This is a genomic window from Saccharibacillus sp. WB 17, assembly GCF_008634075.2.
GTDB classification, from domain to species: domain Bacteria; phylum Bacillota; class Bacilli; order Paenibacillales; family Paenibacillaceae; genus Saccharibacillus; species Saccharibacillus brassicae.
This window is the reverse complement of sequence record NZ_VPFK02000028.1, coordinates 46172-61823: the sequence shown is the minus strand read 5'-3', so window position 1 is coordinate 61823 and position 15652 is coordinate 46172. Positions and strand designations below refer to the sequence as shown.

Annotated in this window: 15 protein-coding genes; 11 read left to right on the top strand and 4 right to left on the bottom strand. The window is 59.2% G+C overall.

The window, feature by feature from the left end; all coding sequences use genetic code 11:
• The first annotated feature begins 30 nt into the window (after positions 1–30).
• Both FTE24_RS15640 and FTE24_RS15635 read left to right on the top strand, forming a co-directional pair.
• Entirely contained in the window at positions 31–975 is a 945-nt protein-coding gene (locus FTE24_RS15640) for a CPBP family intramembrane glutamic endopeptidase (RefSeq protein ID WP_150234089.1), read from the top strand.
• Between the two features lie 32 nt (positions 976–1007).
• Positions 1008–1772 carry a MerR family transcriptional regulator gene (locus FTE24_RS15635; RefSeq protein WP_150234087.1) on the top strand — a complete coding sequence of 255 codons (765 nt, stop codon included), beginning with the start codon at positions 1008–1010 and terminating at the stop codon, positions 1770–1772.
• A gap of 50 nt (positions 1773–1822) precedes the next feature.
• Here the strand turns inward: FTE24_RS15635 and FTE24_RS15630 are convergent, their stop codons facing one another.
• Positions 1823–2269, bottom strand: a complete 447-nt coding sequence (locus FTE24_RS15630) for an NAD-dependent epimerase/dehydratase family protein (protein WP_442978170.1) — start codon at positions 2267–2269, stop codon at positions 1823–1825.
• A gap of 170 nt (positions 2270–2439) precedes the next feature.
• Here FTE24_RS15630 and FTE24_RS23320 point away from each other — a divergent pair, with 170 nt between their 5' ends.
• From FTE24_RS23320 to rhaM, 3 genes are all read left to right on the top strand, one after another.
• Positions 2440–3951 (top strand): HD domain-containing phosphohydrolase, encoded by a 1512-nt coding sequence (locus FTE24_RS23320; RefSeq protein ID WP_160441788.1) that lies wholly within the window; start codon positions 2440–2442, stop codon positions 3949–3951.
• A gap of 165 nt (positions 3952–4116) precedes the next feature.
• Entirely contained in the window at positions 4117–5214 is a 1098-nt protein-coding gene (gene rlmN, locus FTE24_RS15620) for a 23S rRNA (adenine(2503)-C(2))-methyltransferase RlmN (RefSeq protein WP_150234083.1), read from the top strand.
• A gap of 219 nt (positions 5215–5433) precedes the next feature.
• Entirely contained in the window at positions 5434–5751 is a 318-nt protein-coding gene (gene rhaM, locus FTE24_RS15615) for an L-rhamnose mutarotase (protein WP_150234081.1), read from the top strand.
• An 86-nt stretch (positions 5752–5837) separates the two neighbouring features.
• Here the strand turns inward: rhaM and FTE24_RS15610 are convergent, their stop codons facing one another.
• Positions 5838–7148 (bottom strand): AAA family ATPase, encoded by a 1311-nt coding sequence (locus FTE24_RS15610; RefSeq protein ID WP_150234079.1) that lies wholly within the window; start codon positions 7146–7148, stop codon positions 5838–5840.
• Between the two features lie 404 nt (positions 7149–7552).
• Between FTE24_RS15610 and FTE24_RS15605 the strand changes: the two genes are divergently transcribed.
• From FTE24_RS15605 to FTE24_RS15585, 5 genes are read left to right on the top strand one after another with little or no spacing between them, the layout of a single operon-like run.
• Positions 7553–7765 (top strand): hypothetical protein, encoded by a 213-nt coding sequence (locus tag FTE24_RS15605; protein WP_141447617.1) that lies wholly within the window; start codon positions 7553–7555, stop codon positions 7763–7765.
• Between the two features lie 46 nt (positions 7766–7811).
• A complete protein-coding gene (locus FTE24_RS15600; RefSeq protein ID WP_237401781.1) occupies positions 7812–8597 on the top strand; it encodes a hypothetical protein in 786 nt (261 codons plus the stop codon).
• Complete coding sequence (locus tag FTE24_RS15595; protein WP_150234077.1) at positions 8594–9805, top strand: glutathionylspermidine synthase family protein; 1212 nt, start codon at positions 8594–8596, stop codon at positions 9803–9805. Before FTE24_RS15600 ends, FTE24_RS15595 begins: the two co-directional genes overlap by 4 nt.
• Entirely contained in the window at positions 9806–10450 is a 645-nt protein-coding gene (locus FTE24_RS15590; RefSeq protein WP_150234075.1) for a hypothetical protein, read from the top strand. It begins immediately after the preceding gene.
• Complete coding sequence (locus tag FTE24_RS15585) at positions 10450–10863, top strand: DUF350 domain-containing protein (RefSeq protein WP_150234450.1); 414 nt, start codon at positions 10450–10452, stop codon at positions 10861–10863. Before FTE24_RS15590 ends, FTE24_RS15585 begins: the two co-directional genes overlap by 1 nt.
• A gap of 252 nt (positions 10864–11115) precedes the next feature.
• On the opposite strand, the gene FTE24_RS15580 is transcribed toward FTE24_RS15585, so the two are convergent.
• On the bottom strand, positions 11116–11628 hold the full coding sequence (locus FTE24_RS15580; protein ID WP_150234072.1) for a DUF4178 domain-containing protein: 513 nt from the start codon (positions 11626–11628) through the stop codon (positions 11116–11118).
• A gap of 153 nt (positions 11629–11781) precedes the next feature.
• Here FTE24_RS15580 and FTE24_RS15575 point away from each other — a divergent pair, with 153 nt between their 5' ends.
• Entirely contained in the window at positions 11782–12810 is a 1029-nt protein-coding gene (locus FTE24_RS15575) for an ion channel (RefSeq protein WP_150234070.1), read from the top strand.
• A 649-nt stretch (positions 12811–13459) separates the two neighbouring features.
• Here the strand turns inward: FTE24_RS15575 and FTE24_RS15570 are convergent.
• Complete coding sequence (locus FTE24_RS15570) at positions 13460–15640, bottom strand: ABC transporter substrate-binding protein (protein ID WP_150234068.1); 2181 nt, start codon at positions 15638–15640, stop codon at positions 13460–13462.
• Positions 15641–15652: the final 12 nt, after the last annotated feature.

Genomic DNA, 15652 nt, shown 5'->3' with positions numbered 1-15652 from the left:
CCCGTTTCGCGCCGAAGGAGGAGAACGGACATGAAATCGCGCAAGAAATCGGAGACGGAATCGGGTAAAAGAACGGGCCTAAGATCGGTACGGAAAAAAAAGCCGCGAACGCTCGCGCCGATCGCCGCCGGCTGGGGAAGCTTCGTGCTGGCTTTGTATGCGGCGGCCGCGGCGTATCACGCGATGGAGGGCGCAGGCGTCGCCCTGCCGGTCCAGCGCTTGGTGCAGGCGCTGATCGTCGCCTTGATCGTCGCGGCGGCCGTGCTGTGGATGTACCGCCGGCGGGCGGGCGACTTCCCGCTGCGCCTTGGCGGCGGCGCCTGGAAGCGGGAAATCGGCGCCGGTCTGGCCGCGGCCGGCATCGCGCTTGCGCTTGCGGCGCTCGGGTTCGGGATCGCCCACGGCCTCGGCTGGATCGTCGTGGAAGAGATTCGGTTCACGGCGCCGCTGCTGGGCGCGATGGCGTTCAATCTCGGCGTCGCGCTGCTGTACGAAGCGCTGCCGGAAGAACTCGTGTTCCGCGGCGTCATTCCCGACGCGCTGGGCCGCCGGATGCGCAGAGCCGCCGCGTTTATGCTCGCTCCGGCGCTGTTCGTGCTGGCGCCGCTCGCGACGCGCGCCCTGCAGGCGGCGACCGGCATGGAGACGCAGGCGGTCACCGTCGATTACGTCGTACTGCTGTTCTTTTTTGCCGTGGCGCTGCAGTTCGCCCGCTTCGCGCTGGGCGGTCTCGGGGGAAGCATCGGCTTTCATCTGGCGTACCTCATGCTGGCCCGGTTCGCCGTTTTGGCCGAACCGGGCGAAGGATTGGTCCGCTACGTCGAAATCGAACGGGAGACGGGCAGCCTGTTCGTGCTGTTCCTGACCGTCGTGGTCGGCGGAGCGGCGGTGTTCGCGGTGATCGGCAGCCTGCGCCGCCGGCATAACAAAAAAGCGCCGGGCGGCGCCTTGCGCAAGACGTGGCGGTTGGGGTAAGCTCGCAGCATTACCGAAGAGGAGGAGAGACGATGGACAGCCGCACGTACAAAGTCGGCGAATTGGCCCGGCGTTCGGGTGTCAGCGTGGCCGCGCTTCATTATTATGAAGAACTCGGCCTGCTGAAGCCCGAACGCCACCCGGATTCCGGTTATCGGCTGTACGGCCCGGCGGACCTGGTCCGCCTGCAGGAGATCGCCGTACTCAAAGCGATGGGATTCAAGCTGTCGGCGATCGGCGAGCTGCCGGCCGGCAGCGACGGGCCGCGCGAACAGTCCTGGAAAAGCGCGCTGCTCCGGCAGTCGCAGCAGATTGAGTCGCGCATGGAGGAGCTTGCCGCCATGCGGAAGCTGATCGAGTCCGCCCTGTTCTCGATCGAAGTGAACGGCGAAGTCGTGCTGGAAGACATGGCCGATTTCGTGCGCCAGCTGGGCGACTTCGACGCTTCGCGCCAGGGCGAAGCCCGGCGGGCTTTCTTCTCCGACGAAGAGCTGCGCCGGCTTCCGCAGCCGGTCGAGACCGGGCCGCAGGCCGAAGCCTGGGCGGCGCTGCTGCGAGGCGTTCGCGCCAACCTGCACCGCCCGCCCGACGCGCCGGAGTCTCTTGAGCTTGCGAGCGCACTGCTGGAGTACGCGGAAGGCGCTTTCGGCGGCGACGAGCGGCTGCTTGAGCGCTACTGGACGTTCGTCCGGCCGGAGCCGGGCGAACCGGCCCGCGCCTACGGACTGGACGACGAAGCTTCCGCTTATATTGAAGCGATTACGGACGAATACATGCGCCGGCGCGGCGGGCGATAGGCGGCTGCACGCCGGGCCTGAATGTCGGGCCTGAATGTAGGCCCTGAACACTACGCCTGAATGCCGCGCCTCAGCGGGCGATGTCCGCCATCGCTTCGCGCAGCGTCGGGTACCGGAATTCGAACCCTTCGCGCAGCAGGCGTTCCGGCGCCACCCAGCGGCTCTTGAGCATCAGTTCCGTCTCCGTCCGGATCGCGGCCGCGCCGAGCCGGAGCATCCAGACCGGCGCGGGAAGTCAGAATGTCGCGCTTGTTGCGTTCGTTGTAGCGGCAGTTAACCGAGCGTCCGGCGAGATTGACGAGCAGCGCCGATCCTTCGAGCGCTTCGGCAATCGCGGCGGGATCGTCCCAGGAGATAGGGCCGGGCCGCCGCGAGATCATGCGGACGTCGTATCCTTTTTTCGCGTATCGGGCCTGCAGTTCGCTTCCTATGAATCCGGTCGCTCCGGCGAGCACGATTTTGCGTCTGGGTTCGGCAAAAAGCGGGTTCTGCGTCATCTTTTCCTCCTTGCGGCGTCCAACCGGCTTTTTTTATCGCAATCTTCTCCATTTTATATCCGTGTTCCCTTCAAATCACCCGCCCAGTTGACGATAAAGCGAAAAGGACGCAATCTAAACTGAAGGACGGATCAAGAACCGGATCGACAATGTGCTGGAGGAGACACGGAATGGACAGATACCTGCGAATCGGAGAGGAAAATCTTACGACGGAGAGCGAATGGAAAATCCTGCTGGTCGGAGGCGAACGCGACGAAGCCGGATTGATGTCGCATTTGCTGGCCGGATTTGATTTTGAAAGCCGTCCTGTGCGGCTTCTTCATGCTGAAAACATCCATGAAGCCCGCCCCCTGTTGGAAGAACAGACTGATATCGCAGTCGTACTGCTGGAGCTCGACGCTTCGCAAGACCGGCAGCCGCTGGACCTGGTCGGTTACGTGCGCGGTACGCTTTCGAACGCGGCGGTCCGGATCGTCGTCGTGGCCGACAAAGGCTGGGCGGCGGCGGAAGAAGAGATCATGTGCGGCTACGATATCAACAGCTTCCGGATCAAAGGCGAACTCGACGGCGGCCTCGGCAAGCTCAAGTCGGCGCTGGTCGGCTCGTTTCGCGCTTACCGGGATTTCAAGAAGACCGAAGACGAGAAAAAAAGCCTGGAGCACGTGGCGCTGTATTCCTCGTTCGTGCTCAACGCGGGTTCGATGGAAGAGTTGGCGCAGGACGTGCTGCGTCATCTGGCTTCGATTTTAAAAACGGCACACCCTTTCGAAGGATTGATCCTGCAAAAAAACAACAAAAAATGGCGCAAGCTCGCCGCGGCGGGCAAATATGCGGACCTCGACGTCTATTCGCTGCCCCGCGATATCGAGAACGTGCTGCCGAGGCTGCGCACGTTCAACCGGCATTCGCTGACGCTGGAAGGCTTCAGCTTCCATTCGCCGGGCATCGCGGGTACCGAGCGGTTGATCTTTATCGATTCCTGCCGGACGCCGATCGACTGGGAATACTATCTGGCGGAGTCGTACTGCGCCAATACCGACGCGGCGTTCGAGAACATGGAACTGCGCCACGAGATCGAGAGCACGCAGAAGGAAATCATCTATACGCTGGGCGAAATCGCGGAGACCCGTTCCCAGGAGACGGGATTTCATGTCAAACGGGTCGCCGAATACACGAAACTGCTCGCGCTCAAATACGGACTGCCGGAAGAAGAAGCGAACCTGCTGGCGCTGGCGAGTCCCATGCACGATATCGGCAAGGTCGGCATCAGCGATTCCATCCTCAACAAGCCGGGCAAGCTGACGGAAGAAGAATACGCGACGATGAAGACGCATGCGCTGTCGGGGTACGAAATGCTGAAACATTCCACCCGCCCGATTCTCAAAACGGCGGCGATTATCGCGCTGCAGCACCACGAGAAATACGGCGGAGGCGGATACCCGCACGGGCTGCGCGGCGAAGAGATCCATCTCTACGGCCGGATTACCGCGATCGCCGACGTGTTCGACGCGCTGGCCAGCGACCGGGTCTACAAAAAGGCGTGGCCGCTGGACGAGATCGTGGATTTGTTCCACAAAGAAAAAGGCGGCCATTTCGACCCGATGCTGACCGACCTGTTTCTCGCGCACCTGGACGAGTTTCTGGAGATTCGGGCCCGCTACGCCGACGAGAAAGTGTTCTGACGGGCAAAAGCGCGCTCCCGGCCTCTTGTGTTCAACCCCGAAATTTGGGACAATGAAAAGCGAACGCTCGGCTGTGCGGCTTACCGCCGTACAGCCGAATTTTACGTACCGGGCAGCGGCGCACAAGAAGCGTCCGTTCCGGTTTTGAAAAGAGGGTAACCCACCATGAACAGCAAACCGTCCATTTATGGACTGACTTTGGATGCGCTGTCCGGATGGCTGACGCAAAACGGGGAGAAAAAATCCCGTGCCGCGCACATCTGGGAGGCGCTGTATACGGCAAGAGTGAGCGATTTCGATCAGATGACGGCCGTTAACGGAGCTTGTCTCGATCTGCTCAAAGACCGCTTTGCCCTGAACACGATGACGGAGTTCGTCAAGCAGGAAGCTTCCGACGGCACCGTCAAATTTCTGCTGCAATTACACGACGGCAGCCTGATCGAGACCGTTCTTATGCGCAAAAAGTACGGCTTGTCCGTCTGCGTCACGACGCAGGTCGGCTGCAATATCGGCTGCAGCTTCTGCGCGAGCGGCCTGATCAAGAAAAGCCGCGACCTGACCGCCGGCGAGATCGTCGAGCAGATCATGACCGTGCAGCATTACCTCGACGCGGCCGGCCAAGACGAGAAAGTGACCAACATCGTCGTCATGGGCATTGGCGAACCGTTCGACAACTTCGAGCATCTGATCCAGTTCCTCGAAGTGGTCAAAGACCGCAAGGGACTCGCGATCGCGGCCAAGCGTATCACCGTCTCGACGAGCGGCATCCCGTCCAAGATCCGCGCGTTCGCGGATTTCGGCACCCAGACGCATCTGGCGATCTCGCTGCATGCGCCGAACAACGACCTGCGCACGCAGATCATGATGATCAACCGCGCGTTCCCGCTGGAGCAGCTGATGGACGCTGTCCGCTATTACCTCAAGACGACGAACCGCCGGATCATGTTCGAATATATCCTGCTCAGCGAAGTCAACGACGGCACCGACACGGCGGCCCAACTGGCCGACCTGCTGGACGAGTTCAAGGATCAGGCCAGCATCAACCTGATTCCGTACAACCCGGTCGACGAGCACAGCCAGTACCAGCGCAGCACGCCGGAAGCGATCAACGGCTTCTACGACGTCCTGAAGAAGCGCAATATCAACGCGACCGTCCGCATGGAACACGGCACCGATATCGATGCCGCCTGCGGACAGCTGCGCAGCAAGCAGATCCGCAAAGACGGCCAGTCCGGCCGCGCCGGCACCGTCGCGGCGGGCTGAAGCTGCGCCGCGCCGCAGCGCGGGCATGCCCGAAAAACCCGGCTCTCCACACGGAGAGCCGGGTTTTTGATCGTGCGCACGCGTCCGCGCACGGCATGCGCTTTTTTTGCCAACCGGTTTGCCCGGACTTCGTGAAAGCGCTATACTTTTCCCGAGCCGGCTGTCGCCAACGCCGAGACCGACGGACAGCCGCCTATTCAAGCACAGGGAGGAACGCACATGATACGCAAAGCTTCGGTCATGACAGTCTTCAGGGAGCATCACGACGAATACCGGCGCCGGCACGACGAGCTGTGGCCGGAGATGGAAGTCATGCTGCGCGAGCACGGCATGCTCAGCTACTCGATTTTTCTGGACGCGGAGACGGACCGGCTGTTTGCCTATCTGGAGATCGAAGACGAAGAACGCTGGGCCCGTTTGGCCGATACCGACGTCTGCCGCAGATGGTGGGCGTACATGCGCGACATCATGGAGACGAATCCGGACGACAGCCCCGTGTCGCGGGAGCTGAAGCCGGTGTTCCATCTTTCACATTGAGGTGTTTGAAATTAAGTACAACTCAAATGAAAATAAAAAGCCAGTGCAAAAGTGCGCTGGCTTTTTAAAAGTTAGAATTTTGAAAGTTAGAATAATGTAGGCTGTTTTAACCCGTCTTCTGGGTCTTCTAAGTCGATCACGTATTCATGTGGTGGTAGTAAATTGTTTATTTCCGAATTTGGAAGATGTTTAGTAATAAAATAAAAATCCGAATCTACTATGGATAATCTTTTATCAAAATAAGTATAAACCTTAGGGAAAATTTCTTTATCAATTTGAAGCTCATCTATGTGACTTAAAACTGTTGTTAAAGCTCCTTGATTTATGCTTGTTCCCAAAGGATGCATTTCTTGTAACTTCTCATACAGATATTGAAAAGGAAAACCTTGTCTCATTATAGTTTGATCAGAATAAAGTATTATTCTAGTTATATAATAGTAAAGTTGAAGCTTCCTTCTACGGCCACCACCTGCAACACTTTTGATTTTAATAAAGTAAGTTCCACTCATTTTTTCCCAATAGCTTGAGACGATTTTTTTGGCAGCTTCAAGATCATCAATTGTTAATCTATGATCTTGAGTTTCACGAATATTGAATTTTATGCATAAGTCAGCAAGTAATCCTTGATAAACAGATATTATACCATTAGAAGCTTCTACAAAATAATTTATTACAGAATCGCTTATATTGATATTGAGACAAATACTACCTTTATCTGCTACTTCTTTTAATTCGTCTTCAGTCCAGTTTGTAGCATCAATATAATCAATCCTGTGAGTAAGTTCTCCATTAAACTTTTCAAAATATCCTGAAGTTATTTTTGTTCCTAAAACTATGAATCGGATGCCATTTTGATAGAACATTTTAAGGTCAAACGATAATTGGTATTGTTCAACCAATGAAAGGTAATGGAAATCGTCTAATACTATGGTGGTTTTTTTAACTTTATCTAATTCATTCGAAACCATAACACTTAAAGTATTTGGAATATAGGGTTTTTTGACTTCGTTGACCTGTTCTTTATTGGACTGTTCACCCATGATTTTGAGCTTTAGAAATTCCAGAAAATTAGAGCTGATTTGGCCTCTTAACTTAGTGGATTCTTCTAATGCTTTAGTAATTTTTTCAGTTACTTCTACTCCTGCTTTATATAAAACTTGAACGTAAATATCATTAAGGCTAATACCTTTTGTACAATCAACAACTATTACATCATCAGTTAAAGGTATGCACTTCTTTCTTAAAGATGTTTTTCCAACCTTAGTTTCTCCAAAGATCACCATATGGTGGTCTGTAAGTTCGTACTTGTCTTTAAAGTCATTATCGATCTGCCGAGTGACGTAACTTTTAAGCAAATCTTTAGACACGCCAAATACTTTTTTTAAAGGATCTTTCATATGGTTCCTCCTTCACATATATAGGTATTTTAAAGGATTTTATCATATTAAATAAGTTTTTTCATGCTAAATGTTTATTTTATAAAATAAGTAAAAATTTTAGCTATGTAAGTAATACAAATATATTTATACTGTAACGTTATTTTATTTAACAAAGGAAGCTCTCTTTTCTTGTTTGGATTAATTTACTGGCTAGAAGGGCATCAATTCTTTTAATCATTTTTCGAAAAAGGTTTCTTGAATATTGCCTTCAATAAACAGAAATCGTATGCTGAATGGGAATATCGGGAAGTTCTGCGTGATGCCGGGAGTTTTCGCAACGCATTTGCGCAAGGCGCGTATACGAGGGCATAAACGGATACAGAAGTGGAAGCATGGAATCCGACAAGGAAGGGGAATGGAGAATGGATAGGGACATCGCGGTGATCTTGTTCGAAAAAATGGTCGGAGGCGAGTTGAGGCAGATCGAAGAGCGTCCGTGGAGCATGAACATGGTCGCGGCGCTCGAACACGCCAATTATCTCGTTGTGCAGGGCAAGGAGTACGAAGCGGTCGAAGGCCGGCTGAACGTCGATACGGGCAAGCTCGAACTGCTGCTCGTGCCGATGCACGGCTGAAGCCGGACACCCCAGACGGAACGTTTGCGAAGGAGGGACAAGAACGTTGGATCATACGGATAAAGAACGCTATACGTTAAAAGCGGAACCCCAAGCGCAATCGCCGGACAAGACGGGCGAGTTGGACAAGCCGAATAAGTCGAACAAGCCGGGCAAGGTCGAAAGCCAATCTGCCGATCCGGCCGCCGAAAGCGCCGGCAAGGACAAAGAACCGGGCTTCAGCCGGCCGATCAAGGTGCTGTCGACGTCGCTGGGTCTTGCGCTGATTGCCAATACGGCGCTGGTGCCGGGCGGAGCGCTGGCCTCGAACGCGTCCGGCGGTTCTTCGGAGCCGAAGCTGGTCGAGTTCTCGACGGACGAAGTCAAGCAGTATTACGACCCGACGGTCGACTGGAGCCTGCCGATTACGGAAGAAGACCTGCAGGAGCAGGAGCAGACGACCGCGCCTTCCGGCGGATCGGACGGGACGACCGTCGTTAACAACTATTACGGCGGATACGGTTCCGGCTTCGGCTGGAGCGACCTGCTGCTGTATCACTTCCTGTTCAACAATGCCGGCGTCTATTCGTCGCGCGGCTGGTACGACAACCGCCGCGGCTATTACGCGGGCTCGACCCGTCCGTACACGCCGCGCACGTACGACAGCGGCAGCTTCCAGAACCGCTCGGTGACCGGTTCGACGGTGCGCCCGAAGACGTCGAATTCCACCGGCAAAATTACCCGGCGTTCCACGTCTTCGGGTTCCGGCGGCGTCGGCGGCCGGTCCAGCGGACTTAGCTCGTCCGGCTCCAAGTCGTCGGGTTCGAAGTCCGGCGGCTTCTTCGGCGGATGAGCGGGATCTTTCGCATCGCGGGCACGCCGTCGGAAGACCGCGCGGCCCGCGTGGAGGAACTGCGCGAACTGGGCTTCACGTGGGCGGACTACGAAGACGAACGGTATTGGATCGACCAGGCGGCCGTCATGGGCGCGGACGTCCACGCCGAATTGGAACAGGCGTCGGCCCGACTGTGGAACGTGTTCGACAAAGCGGTTCGCTACGTCCACCGGCGCCGCGACCTGTACGAATTGATCGGCATTCCGCCGATTCTGTGGAACATGCTCGACCAGGCGCCGGTCGCGGAAGACGCGAAGATCAGCCGGTACGCGCGCTTCGATTTTGCCGTAACGGCCGAGCCCGGCGAGCCGGGCCGCGCCCGCATCAAGCTGCTGGAGCTCAATGCGGACACGCCGACCGGCTACGTGGAGTCGTCGATCGCCACGCCGTGGATGTGCGAGCGGCTCGGGCTGCGCAGCATGAACGGCGGTATGGCGGAGCGGGTCAGGGCGGCCTGGGCGGCCGAGCGGCCGGATACGGCAGCGTGTATCGCCTACGGCGAACATGCCGAAGACTCGGGCACGATCGAGGCGCTCGTCAAGCACAGCGGCCGCGAGATGCGGCTGGTCGACTGCCTGGCGCTTACGATCGACGACGGCCGGGTCAAAGACGGAGAGGGCCGGCCGATCGACCGGATGTTTGCCCTGTATCCCAAAGAGTGGATGTCGGTGGACGACGGCGGCGAAGCGCTGGCCTACGCGGTCGAGAGCGGACAACTCAAGCTGTTCAATCATCCGCATGCCATTTTGCTGCAATCCAAAGGCATGATGGCCGTCGTCTGGGGTCTGCACGAACTGGGCATGCTGTACGACGAGGAAGAACGCGACGCCATTTCCCGCTACATGCTGCCTACATATAACAAGCCGTTGTTTTCCGGCGATTACGTCTCGAAGTCCATGTTCGGCCGCGAAGGCGGCTCCGTGCGCATGTACGGACAGGCCGGCGAGCTGGAACTGCAGGACGAAGACGGCTACGACACGAGCGGGCTGTTCCCGGTCGTGTATCAGAAAAGAGCGGATCTGCCGCGCGTGCACACCGCCGAAGGCGAACTGCATCTGCTCGCGGGCATGTTCGTGATCGACGGTGTTCCGTGCGGCATGCTGGGCCGCGCCGGAGGACTCATTACCGGCAATGCCAGCCATTTTATCGCGTTGGGAGTGGAATAGATGCTGCGAAATAACGAAAAGGCCGGGCGGACGCGCCGCATGCGGACGCTCGTCTGGCTGCCGGCGCTTCTGCTGCTGCTCGTGCTCGGTGCCTGTTCGAACAGCTCCGTGACGAGCACAAATGCCGACGACGGGCCGGGCGAAAATACGGTGCCGTGGGACTACCGCATTCAGGAAGGATCGGTCGGCGATCTGATCGGCAGCGATATGACCGTGCTGCCGGACAACGAGCTGCTGCCGAACGACAACAACTACGCGACCGGGCAGGAAGTATGGACGCTGCAATCGATGAGCGCCACGCTGACGACCGACGAGCAGGGACGCAACGACGTGCAGCTGTCCGGCTGGACGACGCTCAAGTCGTATGCGGACGAAGCCGCGGCGAAAGCCGATCTGGAAAATCTCAAAGTGTCCGTTACGACGGAAGTCGACGTGGTCGGCGTGTACAAAACGGAAAAAGGCGGCGAGACGCGCAATTTTGCCGTGGTCGAGCTGCCTTCGGGCAACCGGATCAAACAGCCGGTCGACGAGTCGCGTTACGGCAAGCTGAAAGACGTCAAGACGACGGAAGTCGTGCTGGAAGAAGTGCATGACTTTGCCGATTACGATCTGGCATATGCGAAATTTCGGGGGTGGGCCAAGTGATGGAGGATTTGGGGTTTGACTGGGTAACGGTATACAATTTGGCGGTTAGTCTGGTCGCGATCATCGTGCTGCAAATCGTGGGCATGCTGGTGTTCTTCATCAAGACGCCGTTCAACGACATGGACGAGCTCAAAAAAGGCAATGTGGCTGTCGGCCTCGCGCTCGGCGGCAAGTTTATCGCGACGGGTATCATTCTCGGCATCTCGGCCTACACGAATACGTCGATCTGGTATATGGCGATCTGGTTCGTGGTCGGACAGATCTGCCTCGTGATCGTCTACTACGTATTCGAACTGGTAACGCCGAAGTTCAAAATCGCGGACCAGCTCGAAAAAGGCAACGTCGCCGTCGGTCTGCTGCTGTGCGCGGTGTTTATCGGCACGGCGATCTCGATCAGCAGCCTGATTATCTGATCGGCGCAGCAAAAAGGCCGCGTCCGCTATTCCAGCGGGCGCGGCCTTCTCGGGCTTGGCGGTTGAAGTTCGGCGCGACCGGCGCGAATGGTTCGGGAACGGGCGTGCCGCCGCAGATCGTACCGTCGCAGCACCGCAGCGTGTTACCGAAGGGCATGTCACCGCAGGGTGTGCCACCGCAGAGCGTACCCCAGCAGAGCGTAAAGCCGCAGGGGCTAACGTAGAGCGTGCTGCCGCAGAGCGTACCGCGTCTTAGGCGCCGCCGCCCCGGATCACGCGCACGTCGGCCGGCGGGATGTCTTCGCCTTCGTACAGCATGAAGCGGCCATCCATCCATTCGATCCGCAGCAGCTTCATGTCGTCGGACTGGTACTGCCAGACGGACTGGTCGCCGCCCTGCATGAACGGCGTGCGGCCGGTCGTCGCGACGTGGCCGTTGTACTGCTCTTCGAGATGGTACACGACGCCGTCGAGATCCATCGTCGCCGGCACGTCCTGGATCGAATCGAGGCGTCCGTCGATCGGCCGGTAGAGCGCGTACTTGTTCTCTTCGCGTTCCTCGATAACGAGGTACGACAGGTTCGCGCCGTCGCGCAGCGTCAGGACGACGGCTTTGCGGCGGACGTTCTGGGTGCGGCCGGTGACTTCATACGTTACCATCGAGACTTCGCAAATATCGCCGGGGCCGATCTCGAGAATGCCGCGTTCCTTCAGCGGAGCTTCCGGTTTGGCAAAGATGTTGCGGATGCGTTTGAACATGGACATGGTTATGACCTCCAACCTGGGATAAAGCCGGCTTGTCCGGCAGATTTCGCATGTAGGGCTTTACGTGTTGCCACGCGGCCGCGTTTCGGAAAAGTCTTCTATTCTTCTATCGTAGACGATCCGCGGCCCGAATCCAAGCAAGGGGGAGCGGACGTGCACTTTTTTATCCGGCTGTCGACCAGGTTGATGCACTTGAGCAAGACGACGATCGGAGTCATCATTCTGACCTTCGTGCTGCTGAGCGCAACGATCGCCTACGCGATCGAGCCTGCGACTTTTACGAACTGGTTCAACGCTTTCTATTGGGTGCTGACGACGATGGCCACGGTAGGGTACGGCGACTATTTCGCCACGACGCCCGCGGGCAAAATTTTTACCATTTTCCTGTACATCTTCGGGATCGGCCTGCTCAGCCTTGTGATCGGCAAGGTGATCGATTCGATCGCGGAGGTGCAGCGGCAGAGAGGGGCGGGCCTGTTGAAGTTCGAAGGACGGGAACATATCGTGATCGTCAACTGGGGCAAAAAAGCGCGGTCGGCGATCGAAGAAATTTTGGAAAACGCGCCCAGAACGCAGATCGTGCTCATCGACGAATCGAACCGGCATCCGCTGGAACAGCTGGAGCAGGTGCATTTCGTCAGCGGCGATCCCGCCGCGGATCATATCCTCGCCAAAGCGAGCATCGCCACCTGCCGGGCCGCGATCATCTTCGCGGACGAGCGCATTCAGGAAGGGGCGCTCGTCGACGGCAAATCGCTGCTGATCGTGTCCAGCATCGAGCGGATCGCGCCGCAGGTCCATACGACGGTCGAGATCACGATCGAGAACCACGTCCAGAACTTCCGCCACGCGCAGGTGAACGAGTTCATCCTGTCGCATGACGCCATCTCGCGCCTCGCGGTGCGGGCGGCGCTGCACGAAGGCAGCTCGGACGTCATCACGCAGCTGCTCAACCGCACGAACGGCAGCGACGTGTACGAAGTGCCGGTCGACCGCTCGTGGCGCACGTACGGCGACGCGTTTCAGGCGCTGCTGGCGCAGGGCGCCACGCTGATCGCCGACCGCGAAGACCTCGGCATCAACCGCAAGCTCGATACGCCGATCCCGGCGGCAGCGAAGCTGTACGTGGTGGCGGACGAAGAGACGCACCGGCGGATTTCGGGGAAAAGCGCGCGCGGGTGAGACGGGTGCGGGTGACGAGCACGGCGGAGCAGTGAGGTTGCGGCGGATGGAGCGGATTGCAGCGGGGCTGGTGAGGCGATTGAGACGGTTAGAGCGGATTAAGGCGCTTGAGGCGGAAAAGGTAGGCTGCTTTGCAGCGCGAAGCTGCGGCGGCCGCGAAAACAAGCCGAAAAGGCTGTTTGAGGCGGGAAATGTGTGCGAAAAGGCAACATTTTGCTGCGGGACGGCGGGTTTTTGAAGGAATGTTGACTTTATGATCACATTTTTGCTTAAAAAACGCCGAAAGGACTGTTTTGAGCGGAAAATGTGTGCAAAAAGTCAACATTTCGAACTAAACTGCTCTTTTTTTGCTAAAATGCTGTCGAAAAGTCAACATTTGCANNGGGTTCGGGTTCGGGTTCGGGTTCGGGTTCGGGTTCGGGTTCGGGTTCGGGTTCGGGTTCGGGTTCGGGTTCGGGTTCGGGTTCGGGTTCGGGTTCGGGTTCGGGTTCGGGTTCGGGTTCGGGTTCGTTTGCAGCTCCGAAGGAGCGAATGGTTTTGATTTGCCGGATCGAGTAACGGTCTATCGAAAATCGCCAACGAAAAGCCCGGCCATCGCATCGCGCGATCGGCCGGGCTTTTTCCTGCGGAGCAAGAGGCCGAGGCTCTCTTAACATCCCGGCGGAAACCAGATCGTCCGCAGGTCGATCCAGCCCTGCGCGCCGAAGCTGACGCCGCGAATGCCGGGCAGGTACGCCGTCTGAAGCGGCGTCTCATGCAGGATATGCAGCTGATGCTGCGCGATCAGGAACGCTTCCAGCCGATCCAGTTCGCGGCCCCGCCCGCGGGGCGTTGTCTCTCCCGCGGCCCGGCGCAGCGCGCTCCGGACGAAAGAACGGGTCGACGAGTCGGCATGTTCCGACAGCGTCTGGTACAGGTCGAACAGCCGCAGCTGTTCGTCGCGGTCGCGGATCAGCGAGAACAGAATCAGGTCGGCTGCCAGCCGGGTCCGGCCTTTGAAATCGTCCACCGTCACGATGATGACCCGGCACGCATAGCCGCGGCGTTCCAGCCGCTCTCGGAGGAGAGCGGCGTCTTTGCGATACTGCGGAATGGTCAGCAGGCGCAGCGGCTGCCGCTCCGCGGTAGGTTCGGCCGCCGGCGCAGCGGAAGCCGAATCGGCCAAATCCGTGCCCACGAAGCCGCCGGATTCGGCTGCTGTGCCGGTGCCGGCAGCGCCCGTTCGCGTGCGGCTCTCCGCCGCGCCCAAGCGAGCCGCATCCGCCGGTTCCGCTCCGGCCGTCGCCGCATCCGCTCCAGCCGTCGCCTCATCGGCCGTGTCTTCCCGCCGTCCGTCCGCCCCGCCGGGCGCGTCCTCCGCGGAGATCGCCTCCATGACCGCGGCCCGTTCGGCGGGATCGCGCAGCGGGCCGCTTTTCGTGTTGCACGTGACGAATTTGCGCGAGAACACTTCCGCGTGCGCCCGGCTCCAGGCGCTTTCCTGCCGCATGCCGCTGCTGCCGGCGCCGTCCGGCTGCGTCGCTTCCGCAGGCGATCCTGCTCCCCGCTCCGCACCCGCAGAAGCTTCCGTCCCGCTGTCAGCGCCCTCCGGCCCTGCGGTGGAATCTCCGCCTTCCGGCTCTGCCGCTTCCGCAGGCGATCCTGCTCCCCGCTCCGCGCCCGCTTCGTCGTCGTCGCCGCCCTCTTTTCCCGCCGTCCCACCATCCGCCCGTGCCGCGTCGCCGCCCGCGCCTACCGCTGCGCCGTCCGCCCTTGCCGCCTCCCCGTCCGTCCCATCCGCCTCTGGCCCGCCCCCCGGCCACACATGAAAAGGCGAATCCGATTCGCCGCCGTCTTCGCCGCCTTCGATCCGCCACGGGAGATTGACGATCTCGACCCGGTCCAGATGCGCGCGGCCCGCGTAATGCGGCACATGTGCTTCGAGCACGCACAAGCCGGGATCGAATGCCGCGACCCGGAACGGGCCGGTGCCGATCGGGCGCAGGGCGACCGGTTCGTCGCCGCGCCGCAGCGGCACGATCGACGCCCGGCTGGTGCACAGAAACGGCAGAAACAGCGCATGCGCCCGCTTCAGGCGAAACCGCACGACGAGCGGGCCGGGCGCCGTCACTTCGGCGATATTGCGGAACATGAAGCCGTACAGCATCCGTTCGGGCAGCCGCCGCATGCGCTCGAACGAATGGACGACGTCGTCGGCGGTGAGGAGGCGGCCGTCGTGGAACGGCACGTCTTTGCGCAGGTAGAACGTCCACGCCGTGCCGTCGTCGCCGCATTCCCAATGATGCGCGAGCGCCGGCAGGATCTCGTCCGAGCCGCCCTGCTGCCGCACTAGTCCGTCGAACACGTGGCCGACGACAAACGATTCCGCCAGCAGGTTCGTGCGCAGCGGGTCGAGCGAATGCAGCCGCTGGCGGATCGGCAGCCGCAGCGTGTCGATTTGCCGCCCGGTGCGGGTCTCCGAATGGTGGCCGAAGTAGGCGCGCAGCGATTCGCGCAGCCGTTCCCGCATCGCGGGCGGCGGAGCGCCGTCGCCGAGACCGCCCGCGAGGCCGCGCACATCGCCGCGCCCGATCGCGTCCGCCACCGAGGCTGCGGCGATCTCTTCCGGCGTCACGCGAAACGTCAGGCCCGACCGCCGGCCGCGGCCACGCCTGGACGACCAGCCGATCCAGTCCGCCGCCGCCATTTTGCCGATGACCGTCAGGGCGCTCCGATGCGTGCAGTCCAGCGTCTCCGCCACCTCCGCAAGCGTCACCTGAGCGCCCGTCTCCCCGTCGTCTTCCGCTCCGTACCGCTCGTGCAGCAGCAGGAATTGTCTGTGCAGCTTCATGCTCGCCCTCCT